This is a genomic window from Devosia sp. P2_G7 (genome assembly GCF_056403495.1).
In genome coordinates this window covers 15,074-31,451 of sequence record NZ_JBFUFI010000004.1, presented here as the reverse complement: position 1 = coordinate 31,451, position 16,378 = coordinate 15,074, and the positions used below count along the sequence as shown (strand labels likewise).

Annotated in this window: 16 protein-coding genes and 1 tRNA gene; all 17 read left to right on the top strand. The window is 64.4% G+C overall.

The features are described from left to right. Nucleotides 1-119 precede the first annotated feature (119 nt). The 17 genes from AC1DWU_RS07990 (at nucleotide 120) to AC1DWU_RS07910 (ending at nucleotide 16,372) form a co-directional block, all read left to right on the top strand. Nucleotides 120-1,508, top strand: coding sequence for an FAD-binding oxidoreductase (locus tag AC1DWU_RS07990; RefSeq protein ID WP_477149443.1), 1,389 nt, complete (start codon nucleotides 120-122; stop codon nucleotides 1,506-1,508). A gap of 170 nt (nucleotides 1,509-1,678) precedes the next feature. Next, nucleotides 1,679-1,755: transfer RNA gene (locus AC1DWU_RS07985), tRNA-Asp, on the top strand. 185 nt (nucleotides 1,756-1,940) lie between these two features. After that, on the top strand, nucleotides 1,941-2,483 hold the full coding sequence (locus AC1DWU_RS07980; RefSeq protein WP_477149442.1) for an outer membrane protein: 543 nt from the start codon (nucleotides 1,941-1,943) through the stop codon (nucleotides 2,481-2,483). 288 nt (nucleotides 2,484-2,771) lie between these two features. Then, nucleotides 2,772-3,137 carry an NADH-quinone oxidoreductase subunit A gene (locus tag AC1DWU_RS07975; protein WP_477149441.1) on the top strand — a complete coding sequence of 122 codons (366 nt, stop codon included), beginning with the start codon at nucleotides 2,772-2,774 and terminating at the stop codon, nucleotides 3,135-3,137. Further along, complete coding sequence (locus AC1DWU_RS07970; protein ID WP_055881654.1) at nucleotides 3,128-3,703, top strand: NuoB/complex I 20 kDa subunit family protein; 576 nt, start codon at nucleotides 3,128-3,130, stop codon at nucleotides 3,701-3,703. The genes AC1DWU_RS07975 and AC1DWU_RS07970 overlap by 10 nt, the downstream gene beginning before the upstream one ends. An 8-nt stretch (nucleotides 3,704-3,711) precedes the next feature. Next, nucleotides 3,712-4,323 carry an NADH-quinone oxidoreductase subunit C gene (locus AC1DWU_RS07965; protein WP_477149440.1) on the top strand — a complete coding sequence of 204 codons (612 nt, stop codon included), beginning with the start codon at nucleotides 3,712-3,714 and terminating at the stop codon, nucleotides 4,321-4,323. Further along, on the top strand, nucleotides 4,323-5,513 hold the full coding sequence (locus AC1DWU_RS07960; RefSeq protein WP_477149439.1) for an NADH-quinone oxidoreductase subunit D: 1,191 nt from the start codon (nucleotides 4,323-4,325) through the stop codon (nucleotides 5,511-5,513). Before AC1DWU_RS07965 ends, AC1DWU_RS07960 begins: the two co-directional genes overlap by 1 nt. Next, nucleotides 5,513-5,845 carry a nuclear transport factor 2 family protein gene (locus tag AC1DWU_RS07955; RefSeq protein ID WP_477149438.1) on the top strand — a complete coding sequence of 111 codons (333 nt, stop codon included), beginning with the start codon at nucleotides 5,513-5,515 and terminating at the stop codon, nucleotides 5,843-5,845. Before AC1DWU_RS07960 ends, AC1DWU_RS07955 begins: the two co-directional genes overlap by 1 nt. A 3-nt stretch (nucleotides 5,846-5,848) precedes the next feature. Next, the gene (nuoE, locus tag AC1DWU_RS07950) at nucleotides 5,849-6,850 is read left to right on the top strand and encodes an NADH-quinone oxidoreductase subunit NuoE (RefSeq protein ID WP_477149437.1); all 1,002 of its coding nucleotides are present in this window, start codon (nucleotides 5,849-5,851) and stop codon (nucleotides 6,848-6,850) included. Continuing rightward, the gene (gene nuoF, locus AC1DWU_RS07945) at nucleotides 6,850-8,163 is read left to right on the top strand and encodes an NADH-quinone oxidoreductase subunit NuoF (RefSeq protein ID WP_477149436.1); all 1,314 of its coding nucleotides are present in this window, start codon (nucleotides 6,850-6,852) and stop codon (nucleotides 8,161-8,163) included. The genes nuoE and nuoF overlap by 1 nt, the downstream gene beginning before the upstream one ends. A 5-nt stretch (nucleotides 8,164-8,168) precedes the next feature. Beyond that, entirely contained in the window at nucleotides 8,169-10,280 is a 2,112-nt protein-coding gene (gene nuoG, locus AC1DWU_RS07940) for an NADH-quinone oxidoreductase subunit NuoG (RefSeq protein ID WP_477149435.1), read from the top strand. Nucleotides 10,281-10,289: 9 nt separating this feature from the next. Then, nucleotides 10,290-11,387, top strand: coding sequence for an NADH-quinone oxidoreductase subunit NuoH (gene nuoH, locus AC1DWU_RS07935; RefSeq protein WP_477149434.1), 1,098 nt, complete (start codon nucleotides 10,290-10,292; stop codon nucleotides 11,385-11,387). Continuing rightward, nucleotides 11,387-11,875 carry an NADH-quinone oxidoreductase subunit NuoI gene (gene nuoI, locus AC1DWU_RS07930; protein WP_055881640.1) on the top strand — a complete coding sequence of 163 codons (489 nt, stop codon included), beginning with the start codon at nucleotides 11,387-11,389 and terminating at the stop codon, nucleotides 11,873-11,875. Before nuoH ends, nuoI begins: the two co-directional genes overlap by 1 nt. 9 nt (nucleotides 11,876-11,884) lie before the next feature. Next, the gene (locus tag AC1DWU_RS07925; RefSeq protein ID WP_477149433.1) at nucleotides 11,885-12,493 is read left to right on the top strand and encodes an NADH-quinone oxidoreductase subunit J; all 609 of its coding nucleotides are present in this window, start codon (nucleotides 11,885-11,887) and stop codon (nucleotides 12,491-12,493) included. Beyond that, complete coding sequence (gene nuoK / locus AC1DWU_RS07920) at nucleotides 12,494-12,814, top strand: NADH-quinone oxidoreductase subunit NuoK (RefSeq protein ID WP_477149432.1); 321 nt, start codon at nucleotides 12,494-12,496, stop codon at nucleotides 12,812-12,814. Nucleotides 12,815-12,818: 4 nt separating this feature from the next. Beyond that, a complete protein-coding gene (gene nuoL / locus AC1DWU_RS07915; protein WP_477149431.1) occupies nucleotides 12,819-14,858 on the top strand; it encodes an NADH-quinone oxidoreductase subunit L in 2,040 nt (679 codons plus the stop codon). Further along, nucleotides 14,855-16,372 carry an NADH-quinone oxidoreductase subunit M gene (locus AC1DWU_RS07910; protein WP_477149430.1) on the top strand — a complete coding sequence of 506 codons (1,518 nt, stop codon included), beginning with the start codon at nucleotides 14,855-14,857 and terminating at the stop codon, nucleotides 16,370-16,372. The genes nuoL and AC1DWU_RS07910 overlap by 4 nt, the downstream gene beginning before the upstream one ends. Nucleotides 16,373-16,378 lie beyond the last annotated feature (6 nt).

Here is a 16,378-nt window from a genome sequence, read left to right as displayed (position 1 = left end):
TGGCCGCGAGGCGTCAACCCGTGGCACTCCGATCTGGGCTGTGCGTCGCAACAATCCCCCTGTAGGCTCACATCGCTAAACTTCACGGTTCGTCGGACTTAGGCCAGGGGAGGGCTCTGATGTCGATTGCCGAAGTAAGCCGCTTTGATCTGCCTGGTTTTGCGGGCACCCTGATCCACCCAGACCATGCCGACTACGATGACGCGCGCCGCGTCTACAACGGCATGATCGACCGTCGGCCGGCGGTGATCGCGCGCTGCAGCAGCGCCGACGACGTGGTGCTGGCCATCGGCCTTGCCCGTCGAGAGGGTTTGCCGCTCTCGGTGTTCGGCGGCGGCCATGCGGTCACCGGTGCGTCGGTTTGTGACGGCGGGGTGTGCATCGATATGCGCGGCATGAAGGGGATGACCATCGATCCTGCGGCGCAGACCTGCCGCGTCGAGGCCGGGCTGAACTGGGGCGAGTTCGACGCGGCCACTGCCGCATACGGCCTCGTGCTCACCGGTGGCCGAAACCCCACCACCGGCGTCGCCGGGCTGTCGCTGGGCAGCGGCAGCGGCTGGTTGGAGCGGAAGTTCGGCTTCGTCTGCGACAATCTCATCAGTGCCGAAGTGGTCACCGCAAACGGACGCAAGGTGGTCGCGTCCGCCAGCGAGAATCCAGAGCTGTTCTGGGGGCTGCGCGGTGGGGGCGGCAATTTCGGCATCGTCACGGCGTTCCACTTCCGTCTGCACAAGCTCGGCCCGATCGTGCTGGCCGGCGTGCTTATGTACCCGGCGCCGATGGCCGGTGCCGTGTTGCGGCACATTCGCGATTTCATGCGCACCGCGCCGGATGAGGTGGGCACCGGAATGGCCTTCACCACCGCGCCCGACGCGCCATTCGTCCCCGAGCCGGCACGCGGCAAGCCGATCGTGGTGGTGCAACTGATCTATGCCGGCGACGTGGAAGAAGGGCAGCGGGTGCTGGCGCCGTTCCGGGCCTTTGGTCCGCCGGCGGCCGACCTAGTGCAGCCGATGCCTTACACCGAGTTCCAGAAGATGGGCGGCAACTTCCCCGGCTCGCAGAACTACTGGACCGCCGACTTCCTCAACGAGCTGCCCGAGGAGGCGATCGACGCCTATGCCGCGCTGGCGCTGACGCCGGTGTCGCCGCAGTCGGCCATCATCCTCGTTCCCGGCGGTGGCGCGCCGTCGCGAGTCGATGAAGAAGCGACGGCCTTCGGCATGCGCACCGCGCCGTGGAACGTCCACTACATCTGCGGCTGGATGGATCCGGCCGACAACGAAGCCAACATTGCCCGCGTCAAGGAGATTGCCTCCGTGCTGAAGCCCTGGTCGACCGGCCGGGTCTACCTCAACTACATCGGCAACGAGGGGCAGGATCGAGTCGACGCGGCGTTCGGCGCCGCCAAGCTTGCCCGGCTGCGCGCGCTCAAGGCCGAGTGGGACCCCGAGAACCTGTTCCGCCACAACCACAACATCCGTCCGGCGGGTGCGGGGGCTTAGCGAGCGACACCGCATTCGATGGGGAAAACGCCAGTCTGGAAAGGCATTTGCAGGCAGGCGTGGAAAAGCTGGAAGAAAGTATGCGGCGCGCGCGGTTTCGGCGCTTGACACTCTCCGACCCTCCCTCTAAACGGACGCCACGTTGCGCGGACGACTTGTTCGCAAGCGCTGCGGGAGTAGCTCAGTTGGTTAGAGCGCCGGCCTGTCACGCCGGAGGTCGCGGGTTCGAGCCCCGTCTCTCGCGCCACCCTTTCTCATCACATTGTTGAAGAATACCGGGTGGCGATGATCGCTTGATGGCGGTCGCCATGCTCTGCCCTTGCAAGGACCGTCCCCTCACCACATTTCAATTGTACCAGCCCCTGGGTGCGTCGGAACCGCGGGGCGGGGTGGTGCATTGAAGTCTGTTGGAGGCGATCTCGGAGACCAGACATGCGGATGTCGTTGCGACTGATGCTTGCAGCAGCAGCACTAGCCGGCACGGTAGGGGCCGCGGCTGCGTCTGACCTCATCACCGTGCCGGTCGGTTCCAGCGCCGTCGGCGTTCCTGTCGCAAGCGGATTCGACTGGAGCGGCTTCTACGCTGGCGTCTACGGCGTGGTACAATCCAGCCCGGCGCGTGGCGGCGAGGTCGGGGCGGGCATCGAGGCCGGCGTGAATGCGCAGCTCGACTTCTTCCTCGTCGGCGGCGAGGTGGCCCTGCATGGGCTGACCAGCGACACCATAGACACAGCCTACGGCCAGGTTACCGGTCGCGGCGGCGTGCTGGTTACCGATGACCTGCTGGCCTACGCCTCGGCCGGCTACGGCATGGAGCTCACCGGCACCGGCGAGCGTGACCTGCTGGCGGGTGGCGGTCTCGAATACGCGGTCAGCGACGATATCTCGGTCAATGCCGAGTACCTGCGCGGCTTCGATCTCGAGGGTGGCAACCCGAAGGACCAGTTCAGCCTCGGCGCGCGGTTCCATTTCTAGCGATTCCGCGGCGACCCGCGGCATCGCCAGTCACGCGTTTGCACAGCCTCAACCATGAGCAAAGCACTCCGATAGCGACAATCGTCGGAAGACCGTTGCGGGCAGGGCGTCTCAGCCGGATTCCCGTGCTAAGTTGAGCGTAATGATCAACATTAGTTTTCCTTGAATCGCTGCAAGGCGTGGGCTAAGCCCGTGCCACACGAAGTCGCGTCGTCTCGCGGGCCCAAAATCGCCCGTCTGGCCGCGCGAGCCGGCCACTCCCAGCCGGCCCGACCATTAGGCTGCACAATGAACGAGTTGCTCAGCAACTACCTGCCGATCATCATATTCGTCGGTCTGGCTGCCGTTATCGGCCTGGCCCTCATGGTTGCCCCCTTCATCGTTGCCTACAAGCGACCGGACCCGGAAAAGGTGTCGGCGTTCGAGGCTGGGTTTGAAGCGTTCGACGACGCGCGCATGAAGTTCGATGTGCGCTTCTACTTGGTGTCGATCCTGTTCATCGTGTTCGACCTCGAAGTGGCGCTGCTGTTCCCGTGGGCCGTGGCTTTCCGCGATGTCGGCTGGTTCGGCTTCTGGGCGGTCATGATCTTCCTCGGGGTACTGACTATCGGCTTTATCTACGAATGGAAGAAGGGCGCGCTGGAATGGGATTGAGTGAGCAGACGCTGGTCGCGCCGCAGCCCAAGGGCCTGATCGACCCGCGCACCAACAAGCCGATCGGCGCCGACGATCCGTTCATGGCGGATGTGAACGCCGAGCTGGCGGACAAGGGCTTCCTCGTTTCGACGGCCTCGCAGCTGATCACCTGGGCGCGTACCGGATCGCTGATGTGGATGCAGACGGGCCTCGCCTGCTGCGCCGTGGAAATGATCCAGATGTCGATGCCGCGCTACGACATCGAGCGATTCGGCACTGCGCCGCGCGCCTCGCCGCGCCAGGCGGACGTCTTGATCGTCGCCGGCACGCTCACCAACAAGATGGCTCCCGCCCTCCGCAAGGTCTACGACCAGATGCCGGAGCCGCGCTACGTCATCTCGATGGGCAGCTGCGCCAATGGCGGCGGCTACTATCACTATTCCTACTCGGTGGTGCGCGGCTGCGACCGCGTGATGCCCGTGGACATCTATGTCCCGGGTTGCCCGCCGACAGCTGAGGCGCTGCTCTACGGCATCCTGCTGCTGCAGAAGAAAATCCGCCGCACCGGCACGATCGAACGTTAGGACCGGCCATGATTGACGGCCCCATTCCTTCACCGCTCGCGGCGCTCGCTGAACGCGCCCGTAACGCGCTCGGCGACAAGATCATCGACCACAAGCTGGCCTATGGCGAGCTGACGCTGTCGGTCCAGCGCGATGCCATCATCGACGTGGCGACGTTCCTCCACGACCACGAGGCATTCATTTCGATCATCGACGTGTGCGGCGTGGACTTCCCGGAGCGCGACGAGCGCTTCGACGTGGTCTATCACCTGCTCAGCCCCAAGCAGAACCTCAGGGTGCGGCTGAAGCTGACGACGGATGACACGCAGCCCGTGCAGTCGATCACCGGCATGTACCCGGGCGCCGACTGGTTCGAGCGCGAGACGTACGATCTGTTCGGCATCCTGTTCACCGGGCATCCGGACCTGCGCCGGCTGCTGACCGACTACGGGTTCGACGGCTACCCGCTGCGCAAGGACTTCCCGACCACCGGCTATGTCGAAGTGCGCTACGACGAAGAGCGCAAGCGCGTCGTCTATGAGCCGGTGAAGCTGCCGCAGGAATTCCGGCAGTTTGACTACCTGTCACCTTGGGAGGGTACGGATTACGTGCTGCCCGGCGACGAGAAGGCGAAGAACTGATGTCCGAAGTCGACGTCCGCAATTTCACGATCAACTTCGGGCCGATCCACCCGTCGGCGCACGGCGTGCTGCGCCTGATCCTCGAACTCGACGGTGAAGTCGTCGAGCGGGTCGATCCGCATATCGGGCTGCTGCATCGCGGCACGGAGAAGCTGATCGAGACCAAGACCTACCTCCAGGCCGTGCCGTATTTCGACCGGCTCGACTACGTGGCACCGATGAACCAGGAGCACGCGTTCTGCCTCGCAGTGGAAAAGCTGCTCGGCATCACCGTGCCTTTCCGAGGCCAGCTGATCCGCGTTCTCTATGCCGAGATCGGGCGGCTGCTGTCGCACATGCTCAACTGCACGACGCAGGCCATGGACGTCGGCGCGCTGACCCCGCCGCTCTGGGGTTTCGACGAGCGCGAAAAGCTCATGATCTTCTACGAGCGCGCCTCGGGCAGCCGCATGCATGCGGCCTATTTCCGGCCGGGCGGCGTGCACCAGGACCTGCCGCAGGCGCTGATCGATGATATCGGCGCGTTCTGCGACCCGTTCCTCAAAGTGCTAGACGATCTCGAAAAGCTGCTCACCGGCAACCGCATCTACATGCAGCGCAACGCCGATATCGGCGTGGTGTCGCGCGACGATGCATGGAAGTGGGGTTTCTCGGGCGTCATGGTGCGCGGTTCGGGCGATGCCTGGGACCTGCGCAAGGCCCAGCCCTACGAGTGCTACGACCGGCTCGAGTTCGACGTTCCCGTCGGCAAGAACGGCGATTGCTACGACCGCTATCTCGTCCGCATGGACGAGATGCGCCAGTCGATCCGCATCATGAAGCAGGTGCTCGATCTCTTGAATTCGCCCGAAGGGCAGGGGCCGGTGGCGTCGACCGACGGCAAGGTGGTGCCGCCCAAGCGCGCCGAGATGAAGCAGTCGATGGAAGCGCTGATCCATCACTTCAAGCTCTACACCGAAGGCTACAAGGTGCCGGCCGGCGAGGTTTACGCCGCCGTCGAAGCACCGAAGGGCGAGTTCGGCGTCTATCTCGTCAGCGACGGCACCAACAAGCCGTACCGCTGCAAGATCCGCGCGCCAGGCTTTGCGCACCTGCAGGCGATGGATTTCCTCTGCCGCGGGCACATGCTGGCCGACGTCGCCGCCATCCTCGGCTCGCTCGACATCGTGTTCGGCGAGGTCGACCGCTGATGTCGCCCACCGCACTCGCCCAAGGCCAGCTCGACGCCTACAACGCGCAGGATCTCGACGCGTTCATGACGTTCTACGCCGATGACTGCGTCATTGCCGGCCCGGATGGCAAGATCACCCAGGACGGCGCGACCGCCATCCGCGAGCGCTATGCGACGATGTTCGCCAAGTTCCCGCAGAACCAGGCGATCCTGATCAACCGCATCGCGGCGGGAAACACTGTCGTCGACCACGAAGACGTCCGGCGCGCGCCGGATGGCGAGCGCTTCGAAGCGATCGCGATTTACACCATAGCGGGCGGCAAGATCGCCCGCGTCGATTTCGCAGGATAGAGCATGTCCGTCCGCCGCCTCGCAGATGAGACCGTCCAGCCCGAGAGCTTTGCTTTCTCGAAGGCCAACCAGGCCTGGGCTGAAAAGAAGATGGCTGAGTACCCGCCCGGCCGGCAGCAATCGGCCGTGATCCCGATCCTGTGGCGTGCCCAGGAGCAGGAAGGCTGGATCACCCGCGCGGCGATCGAGTCGATCGCCAAGATGCTCGACATGGCCTACATCCGGGTGCTCGAGGTCGCGACCTTCTACACGCAGTTCCTGCTGCGGCCGGTCGGCACGAAGGCGCATATTCTCGTCTGCGGCACGACGCCCTGCATGCTGCGTGGCGCCGAAGACCTGCGCGAGGTCTGCCAGCACAAGATCAACCACGAGCCGTTCGAGACCAATGCGGATGGCACGCTGAGCTGGGAAGAGGTCGAGTGCCTCGGCGCCTGCGTGAATGCTCCGCTGGTGATGATCGGCAACGACACGTACGAGGACCTGACGGTCGATAGCCTCGAGTCGCTGATCGACAAGTTCGCCGCCGGCAAGGGCAGCGAAGTGCCCACTGGTCCGCAGATCCAGCGCCAGTTCGGCGCCGCCGAGGGTGGGCAGACGACGCTGCTGGAAAAGCCGACCGCCAAGCGCACCTACAAGCCGTTCCCGCCACCGCCGGCTCCGGCGCCCGCTCCGGGTGCTCCGGGTGCTCCGGCTGCTGCGGCTCCCGCCGCGGCTGCCCCGGCTCCTGCCGCAAAGGTGGCAGAACCCGCGCCGACCAAGCCCGGTCGCAAGCGTGGCGACGTTCCTGAAGAGGCCGCTCCGGCGCTCAAGGAGCCCGCGGGTGCGCCCAAGGCCTCCGTCGCCAAGGCTGAGTCGGAGCGCAAGAAGGCAGATGCCGCCGCCAAGGCCGATGGCAAGCCGAACAAGGCGATGCGAGAAGATGCCACCGGCGCCGAATCGCCGGCCGGCAAGATCGATGCGGGCAAGGCGCCGGGTAAGCCGCGCACCAAGAAGGGCAGTGTGTGATGCTGGAAGATAAAGACCGCATCTTCACCAATCTGTACGGCAACGGCGACTGGGGCCTCGAAGGCGCCCGGGCGCGCGGTGGCTGGCAGGATACCAAGAAGTTCATCGACAACGGTCGCGACTGGATCGTCAACGAGGTCAAGGGCTCGGGCCTCCGCGGCCGCGGCGGCGCCGGCTTCCCGACCGCGCTGAAGTGGACCTTCATGCCCAAGGAGGGCGTCAATGACGGCCGCCCGAGCCAGCTTCTCGTCAATGCCGACGAGTCCGAGCCCGGCACCTGCAAGGACCGCGAGATCCTGCGGCACGACCCGCATCACCTGATCGAGGGCTGCCTCCTGGCCGGCCGCGCCATGGGCGCGCACATCGCTTACGTCTACATCCGTGGCGAGTTCATCCGCGAGCGCCAGCGCTTCGAGGAAGCCGTGCAACAGGCCTACGACGCCAAGCTGATCGGCAAGAACAACATCCATGGCTGGGACTTCGAGATCGTCGTCCATCACGGCGCCGGCGCCTACATCTGCGGCGAAGAAACCGCGCTGATGGAGTCGCTGGAGGGCAAGAAGGGCCAGCCGCGCCTGAAGCCGCCGTTCCCGGCGGCGATGGGCGTCTACGGCAACCCGACGACCGTCAACAACGTCGAGTCGATCGCCGTGGTCCCGGAAATCCTGCGCCGCGGCGGCGCCTGGTTCGCCGGCATCGGCCGTCCGAACAACACCGGCACCAAGCTGTTCATGGTCTCGGGCCATGTGAACAAGCCTGCGACCTTCGAAGACGCACTAGGGGTGTCGTTCCGCGAAGTCATCGAGAAGCATTGCGGCGGCATCCGCGGCGGCTGGGACAACCTGCTGGCGGTCATTCCGGGCGGCGCTTCCTGTCCGGTGGTGCGCGGCGAAGACATGATGGACGCCATCCTCGATTTCGACGGGATGCGCGAGAAGAAGTCGTCGTTCGGTACCGGCGGCATGATCGTCATGGACAAGTCCACGGACATCATCAAGGCGATCTGGCGTATCGCGGCTTTCTTCAAGCACGAGAGCTGTGGCCAGTGCACGCCGTGCCGTGAAGGCACCGGCTGGATGATGCGCGTCATGGAGCGCATGGTCGAAGGCCGCGCCCAGAAGCGCGAGATCGACATGCTGTTCGAAGTGACCAAGCAGATCGAAGGGCACACCATCTGCGCCCTCGGCGATGCGGCGGCCTGGCCTGTCCAGGGGCTGATCCGCAACTTCCGCGACGTCATCGAGGCGCGGATCGACCAATACACCTGGTCCTCGACCAGCGAGGGCGCCGTGCCCTCGATCGCGGCGGAGTAAGACTGATGGCCAGCATCAAGGTCGACGGCACGCTCGTCGAGGTCCCGGACTACTACACGCTGATGCAGGCGGCCGAGGCCGCCGGCGCCGAGATCCCGCGCTTCTGCTACCACGAGCGCCTGTCGGTCGCCGGCAACTGCCGCATGTGCCTCGTCGAGGTGAAGGGTGGGCCGCCGAAGCCGCAGGCCAGCTGCGCCATGTCGGTCAAGGACCTGCGTCCGGGCCCGAACGGCGAGCCGCCGGAGATGTTCACCAACACCCCGATGGTCAAGAAGGCCCGCGAAGGGGTGATGGAGTTCCTGCTCATCAACCACCCGCTGGATTGCCCGATCTGCGACCAGGGTGGCGAATGCGACCTGCAGGACCAGGCCATGGCCTATGGCGTGGACAAGAACCGCTACGCCGAGAACAAGCGCGCCGTTGAGGACAAGTATCTCGGGCCGCTGGTGAAGACGTCGATGAACCGCTGCATCCACTGCACGCGCTGCGTCCGCTTCACCACCGAAGTCGCCGGTATCGCCGAGATGGGCCTCCTGGGCCGTGGCGAAGATGCCGAGATCACCTCGTATCTCGAGAAGGCGCTCACCAGCGAACTCTCGGGCAACGTCATCGACCTCTGCCCGGTCGGCGCTTTGACTTCGAAGCCCTACGCCTTCGCGGCTCGTCCGTGGGAACTGGTGAAGACCGAATCCATCGACGTGATGGACGCCGTCGGCTCCAACATCCGGGTCGACAGCCGTGGTCGCGAAGTGATGCGCATCCTGCCGCGCGTCAATGAGGCGATCAACGAAGAGTGGATTTCGGACAAGACCCGGTTCATCTGGGATGGCCTGAAGAGCCAGCGCCTCGATCGCCCGTATGTCCGCTCGGGCGGCAAGCTGAAGCCCGCCACCTGGGATGAGGCATTCGCGGCGGTTGCCAAGGCGATCAAGGCCTCGGGTGGCGGCAACAAGGTCGGCGCGATCGCCGGCGACCTTGCCTCGGTCGAGGACATGTACGCGCTGAAAGCGCTGATGACCTCGCTGGGCTCCGGCATGACCGACAGCCGTCCGGCGATGTCGGGGATCGATCCGTCGATGCCGCGTTCGGCTTACATCTTCAACCCGACGATCGCGGGTATCGAAGAAGCCGACGCTATCCTGATCATCGGTTCGAACCCGCGCAAGGAGGCTTCGGTCCTTAACGCCCGGATCCGCAAGGCCTGGCGCGCCAAGGGCATGCCGATCGCCGTGATCGGCGACCAGGCCGACCTGACCTATGACTATGAATACCTCGGCAATGGCTTTTCGGGCCTTCTCGACCTCGTCGCCGGCAAGGGCGGCTTTGCCGAGAAGCTGGCCGCCGCGAAGAAGCCGCTGATCATCGTGGGCGAGGGAGCTGTTTCGCACGGTGCCGCGCACTCCAAGCAGATCGGCCGCGATACCATCGCGCTCGCCGCCAAGCTCGCCACCGGCGCAAATGTCGCCGAGGGCTGGAACGGCTTTGCGCTGCTGCACAACGCAGCAGGTCGGGTCGGCGGCCTCGATATCGGCTTCGTGCCGCACAATGGCGGCGTCTGCTCGGCCGACCAGGTTGGTCTCGCCGGCGAGGGCAAGCTCGACGTGCTGTTCCTGCTGGGCGCCGATGAGTACGACACCGCGGCGATGGGCAAGGCGTTCGTCGTCTATGTCGGCACGCACGGCGATGCCGGTGCACACCGCGCCGACGTCATCCTGCCGGCTGCCACCTACACCGAGAAGTCGGGTACCTACGTCAATACCGAGGGTCGCGTGCAGCTCGCCGAGCGCGCCGTGTTCCCGCCGGGCGAGGCGAAGGAAGACTGGGCGATCTTCCGTGCCTTGTCGGCCGTCCTCGGCCAGCCTCTGCCGTTCAACTCGCTCACTGGGCTGCGCGCTGCGATCTATGCCGAGTTCCCGCATCTCGCGCGCCTCGACCAGATCGCCGCCGGTTCGGTGGCCGATGTGAAGAAGCTCGCGGGCGCCGCGATCAAGACCAAGTCCGCGACCTTCACGTCTCCGGTCGCCGACTTCTACCTCACCAACCCGATCGCGCGGTCGTCCGCGACGATGGGCGAATGCGCCGCGCTGCAGGCCGGTCTCCGGCAGGCAGCAGAGTAAGAGGCCCAGATGGATTTCGTCGTTTCAGCGCTGGACTACCTGCTCGGCATCCCGATCTTCGGGTGGGGCGAACAGGTCGGTTTCATCTACAAGGGGCTGCTGCTCCTCGTAGCGCTGCTGATCTTCACCGCCTACATCCTGCTCGCCGACCGCAAGATCTGGGCGGCCGTGCAGCAGCGTCGTGGCCCCAACGTCGTCGGCCCGCTCGGGTTGTTGCAGAGCTTCGCGGACTTGTTGAAGTTCGTGCTCAAAGAGCCTGTAATCCCGGCAAGTTCGGACAAGGTGCTGTTCATCCTGGCGCCGCTGGTGACGTCGATCCTGGCGCTCTCGGCCTATGCCGTGATCCCGTTCGACAAGGGCTGGGCGCTTGCCAACATCAACATCGGCGTCCTCTACATCTTCGCCATCTCGTCGCTCGGCGTTTACGGCATCATCATCGGCGGTTGGTCGTCGAACAGCAAATACGCCTTCCTCGGCGCGCTGCGTTCGGCCGCGCAGATGGTGTCGTACGAAGTCTCGATCGGCCTCGTCATCATCACGGTGCTGCTCTGCGTCGGTTCGCTGAACCTCACCGACATCGTTGTGGCGCAACAGTCGGGCGGCATCGCCACCATGCTTGGCGTGCCGTGGCTCAGCGTCCTGAACTGGTACTGGCTGCCGCTGTTCCCGATGTTCGTGATCTTCTACGTCTCGGCACTGGCGGAAACCAACCGCCCGCCGTTCGACCTGCCGGAAGGTGAGTCCGAGCTCGTGGCCGGCTACATGGTCGAATATTCCTCGACTCCGTATCTGCTGTTCATGCTCGGCGAATACATCGCGATCATCCTGATGTGCGCGATGACGACGATCCTGTTCCTCGGGGGCTGGGCAGCGCCCATCGACGCGCCGCCGTTCACCTGGATCCCGGGCGTCGTCTGGTTCGGCCTCAAGCTCTGCCTGGTGTTCTTCATGTTCGCGATGGCAAAGGCGATCGTGCCGCGCTACCGCTACGACCAGCTGATGCGTATCGGCTGGAAGGTGTTCCTGCCGATCTCCCTGCTCATGGTCGTCGTCGTTGCCGCGGTTCTCCAGCTCACCGGCTGGGGCTGGCACGGAGGTGCCGTCTGATGCGTTTCGCCCAGTTCCTCAACGGCCTGCTGCTGCGAGAGTTCGTCGGCGCTTTCTTCCTAGCGATGAAGTACTTCTTCGCGCCCAAGAAGACCGTGAACTACCCGTTCGAGAAGATTCCGTATTCGCCGCGCTTCCGCGGTGAGCATGCGCTCCGCCGCTATCCAAACGGCGAAGAGCGTTGCATCGCCTGCAAGCTCTGCGAAGCGATCTGCCCGGCGCAGGCCATCACCATCGAGGCCGGCCCGCGCCAGAACGACGGCACCCGCCGCACGGTGCGCTACGACATCGACATGGTGAAGTGCATCTATTGCGGTTTCTGCCAGGAAGCCTGCCCGGTCGACGCCATCGTCGAAGGGCCGAACTTCGAGTTTGCGACCGAGACACGCGAGGAGCTGTATTTCTCCAAGGAGAAGCTGCTTGCCAATGGCGATCGCTGGGAGCGTGAAATCGCTGCCAACCTCGCCGCCGACGCGCCGTACCGGTAAGGGATCGAGATGACGCTGCCGCTGTTCTTCTTCTACGTGTTTTCGGTCATCACCGTCGCCTCGGCGCTGATGGTGATCGCGGCGCGCAATCCCGTGCACTCGGTGCTGTTCCTGATCCTGGCGTTCGTCAATTCGGCCGGGCTGTTCATGCTTGCCGGCGCCGAGTTCCTGGCGCTGATCCTGATCGTCGTCTATGTCGGGGCCGTCGCGGTTCTGTTCCTGTTCGTCACCATGATGCTCGACGTCGATTTCGCGTCGCTGCGCCAGGGCATGCTGCAGTACGCGCCTGTCGGCATGGTGGTGGGCATTATCCTGTTGCTCGAGCTGCTATTGGTCGGGGGTAGCTTCGTGCTGCCTGTCGACTCCGGGGCCTCGGCCATGGTGCCGATCGAGGCCGGGATCAGCAACACCCGGGCCATCGGGCAGCTGCTCTATACGCGCTACGTCTTCCTGTTCCAGGGCGCCGCCGGCGTGCTGCTGGTGGCGATGATCGGCGCGATCGTCCTCACGCTCAGGCACAAGTCGAATGTCAAACGTCAGGACGTGTTCCGCCAGACTGGGCGCAAGCGCTCGGAAGGCACGGAACTGGTCAAGGTCAAATCGGGGCAGGGGCTCTAAATGCTGGCAGAAACAGGCATCGGGCTCGGGCACTACCTGACCGTCGGGGCGATCCTCTTCACGCTTGGCGTGTTCGGTATCTTCCTCAACCGCAAGAACATCATCGTCATCCTGATGTCGGTCGAGCTGATCCTCCTCGCGGTGAACATCAACTTCGTGGCGTTCTCGGCACAGCTGAGCGATCTCGCCGGACAGGTGTTCGCGCTCTTGATCCTTACGGTGGCTGCTGCTGAAGCGGCGATCGGTCTCGCCATCCTCGTCATCTTCTATCGCAACCGCGGCTCCATCGCCGTGGAAGACGTCAACTCGCTGAAGGGCTGACCCGGTGCTTATCCAGGCCATCGTATTCTTCCCGCTCGTCGGGGCCCTGATCGCAGGTTTGCTGGGCCGTATCATCGGTCACCGCACCAGCGAGTACATCACCACCGGGCTGCTGATCGCCGCCGCGGTGCTGAGCTGGATCGTCTTTGCCGGCTACTGGTTCGCTCCGGAAGCCGCCGAGGCCGCCGGTCATGCCGAAGCTACCAAGGTGGAGGTGTTCCGCTGGATCGCCTCCGGTGCGCTCGACCTCCGCTGGGTGCTGCGCGTCGATACGCTGACCGCGGTGATGCTGGTCGTCGTCACCACCGTCTCCAGCCTCGTCCACCTCTATTCGATCGGCTATATGGCCGATGATCCGCACCGCGCGCGGTTCTTCGCCTACCTGTCGCTGTTCACGTTCGCCATGCTGATGCTGGTGACCGCCGATAACTTCCTCCAGATGTTCTTTGGCTGGGAAGGCGTGGGTCTGGCGTCCTACCTGCTGATCGGCTTCTGGTACACGCGGCCCTCGGCCAATGCCGCCGCCATCAAGGCGTTTGTGGTCAACCGCGTCGGCGACTTCGGCTTCGCGCTGGGCATCTTCGCCGCCTTCGTGGTGCTCGGTCACCTCGATTTCGATGGCGCGTTCCACGCTGCGGACGGCCTAAAGGGCAACCTGCCGGTCATCCACTTCCTGTCGTGGGACTTGGATGCCATGACTGTGGTCTGCCTGCTGCTGTTCATGGGCGCCATGGGCAAGTCCGCGCAGTTCCTGCTCCACACCTGGTTGCCGGACGCCATGGAAGGCCCGACCCCGGTTTCTGCGCTCATCCACGCCGCCACCATGGTGACCGCCGGCGTGTTCATGGTGGCGCGGCTGTCGCCGCTGTTCGAGCTGTCGCCCTTCGCCATGACCGTGGTGATGCTGGTCGGCGCGATGACCGCGTTCTTCGCGGCGACCGTCGGCCTGGTCCAGAACGACATCAAGCGCGTCATCGCATATTCGACCTGTTCGCAGCTCGGCTACATGTTCGTGGCGCTCGGCGCCGGCATGTTCTCGGCGGGCATCTTCCACCTGTTCACCCACGCCTTTTTCAAGGCTCTGTTGTTCCTCGGCGCCGGCTCGGTCATCCATGCGATGCACCACGAGCAGGACATGCGGAACATGGGCGGGCTCCGCAAGAAGATCCCGGTCACCTACTGGCTGATGATCATCGGCACGCTGGCGCTCACCGGCGTCGGCATTCCCGGCACGCCGCTCGGTTTCGCCGGGTTCTTCTCGAAGGACGGCATCATCGAAGTCGCTTATGCGGCTGGCGGATCGACCGGCTACATCGCCTTCTGGGCCCTGGTGATCGCAGCGATGTTCACGAGCTTCTACTCGTGGCGCCTGATCCACCTGACGTTCCACGGCAAGCCGCGCGAAGCACACCACGGCCACGATGCGCATGCTGCCCACGATGACCACGGGCACCACGGCAGCGCCTACGATAATGCGCACGAGAGCCCCAACGTCATGCTGGTGCCGCTCTATATCCTGGCTGCCGGTGCGGTGCTGGCGGGCGTGGTATTCAACGACCTGTTCTTCGGCCATGCCGAGCACATCGCGCACTTCTTCCAAGGCTCGCTGGTCGTTCCGACGGAACTGCTCGAGACCGCGCACGGCGTGCCGCTGTGGGTGAAGTGGTCGGCGACTGTCGCCATGCTGCTCGGCTTCGCCGCTGCGTACCAGATGTACATCCGCGATCCGGCGGCGCCGAAGCGGTTGGCTCACGCCAACCCCGGGCTTTACCTGTTCCTGCTCAACAAGTGGTACTTCGACGAGCTCTACGACCGCATCTTCGTCAAGCCGGCGCTCTGGCTCGGCAATGCCCTGTGGAAGGGCTTTGACGACATGCTGATCGACCAGACCATCACCGAAGGCCTCGGCAATCGGGTGAAGGCCATCACCGGTCGCGTCGTCAAGCTGCAGTCCGGCTACCTCTATCACTACGCTTTCGCCATGCTTATCGGTATCGCGGCGCTGCTCACCTGGGCCATCGCCGCCGGGGGACTCCTGGGATGATCTTCAGTGACCACCTTCTGACGGTCATCACCTTCCTGCCGACGCTGGGCGCGTTGCTGCTGCTGTTCGTCGGCGGTCGCGACGAGGCGGGGACAAACCTGTCGCGCTGGATCGCGCTCGTTGTGACGCTGGTGACGGCGGCACTGAGCCTTTATCTATGGTATCTGTTCGACCCGTCGAACACCGGCTTCCAGTTCGTCGAGAATATCCCATTCAGCGACTCGATCGGCTACCGCATGGGCGTCGACGGCATCTCGGTGCTGTTCATCCCGCTGACGGCCGTGCTGATGCCCGCGGTGATCCTCTCGAGCTGGAGCTCCATCACCAAGCGCGTGCGGGAATACCTGATCGTCTTCCTGGTCCTCGAGACGTTCATGATCGGCGCCTTCGCGACGCTCGATCTGGCGCTGTTCTACGTGTTCTTCGAGGGCACGCTGATCCCGATGTTCCTGATCATCGGCATCTGGGGCGGGGCGCGGCGTATCCAGGCGACGTACAAGTTCTTCTTCTACAGCTTCACCGGCACGGTGCTGATGCTCATCGCCATCATGGCGATGTTCTGGCAGGCCGGCACGCTCGACATCACCAAGCTGCTGACCTTCAAATTTGCGCCGGAAGTCCAGACCTGGCTCTGGATCGGGTTCTTCGCCTCGTTCGCGGTGAAGATGCCGATGTGGCCGTTCCACCGCTGGCTGCCGGAAGCACACGTCGAGGCGCCGACGGGTGGCTCGGTGATCCTGGCCGCGATCCTTCTGAAGCTTGGCGGCTACGGCTTCATCCGCTTCTCGATCTCGATGTTCCCCGATGCGTCGCACCAGTTCTCGACGTTCGTCTACGTGCTGTCGATCGCGGCGATCATCATCACCTCGCTCGTCGCACTGGTGCAGACCGACATGAAGAAGCTGATCGCCTATTCGTCGGTGGCCCATATGGGCTTCGTGACGATGGGTATCTTCACCGGCAACGTCTACGGCATCCACGGCGCGATCTTCCAGATGATCTCGCACGGCGTCGTCTCGGCCGCGCTCTTCCTTTGCGTCGGCGTGGTCTATGACCGGATGCACACCCGCGAGATCTCCGCCTATGGCGGGCTGGTGTCGCCGATGCCGCGCTATGCAGTGGCCTTCATGGTATTCACCATGGCCAATGTCGGCTTGCCGGGTACGTCAGGCTTCGTCGGCGAATTCCTCACCATGCTGGCGGCATTCCAAGCCAATACCTGGGTGGCGTTCTTCGCGGCCTTCGGCGTGATCCTGTCGGCGGCCTATGCGCTCTGGCTCTATCGCCGGGTGATCTTCGGCGCCTTCACCAAGGAGTCGCTGAAGGGCATCCTCGATCTCGACGCGCGTGAAGTCGCCGTGCTGGTACCGCTGGTGATCCTCACCATCCTCTTCGGCTTCTATCCCGCGCCGATCCTCGATGCGACTGCCGCATCGGTGAATCTCGTCGCTGAAAACTTCGCCAACGCCATCGGCACCGCTCCCGCAGCGGTCGCCGCGGTGACCGGCCACTAGGAGACG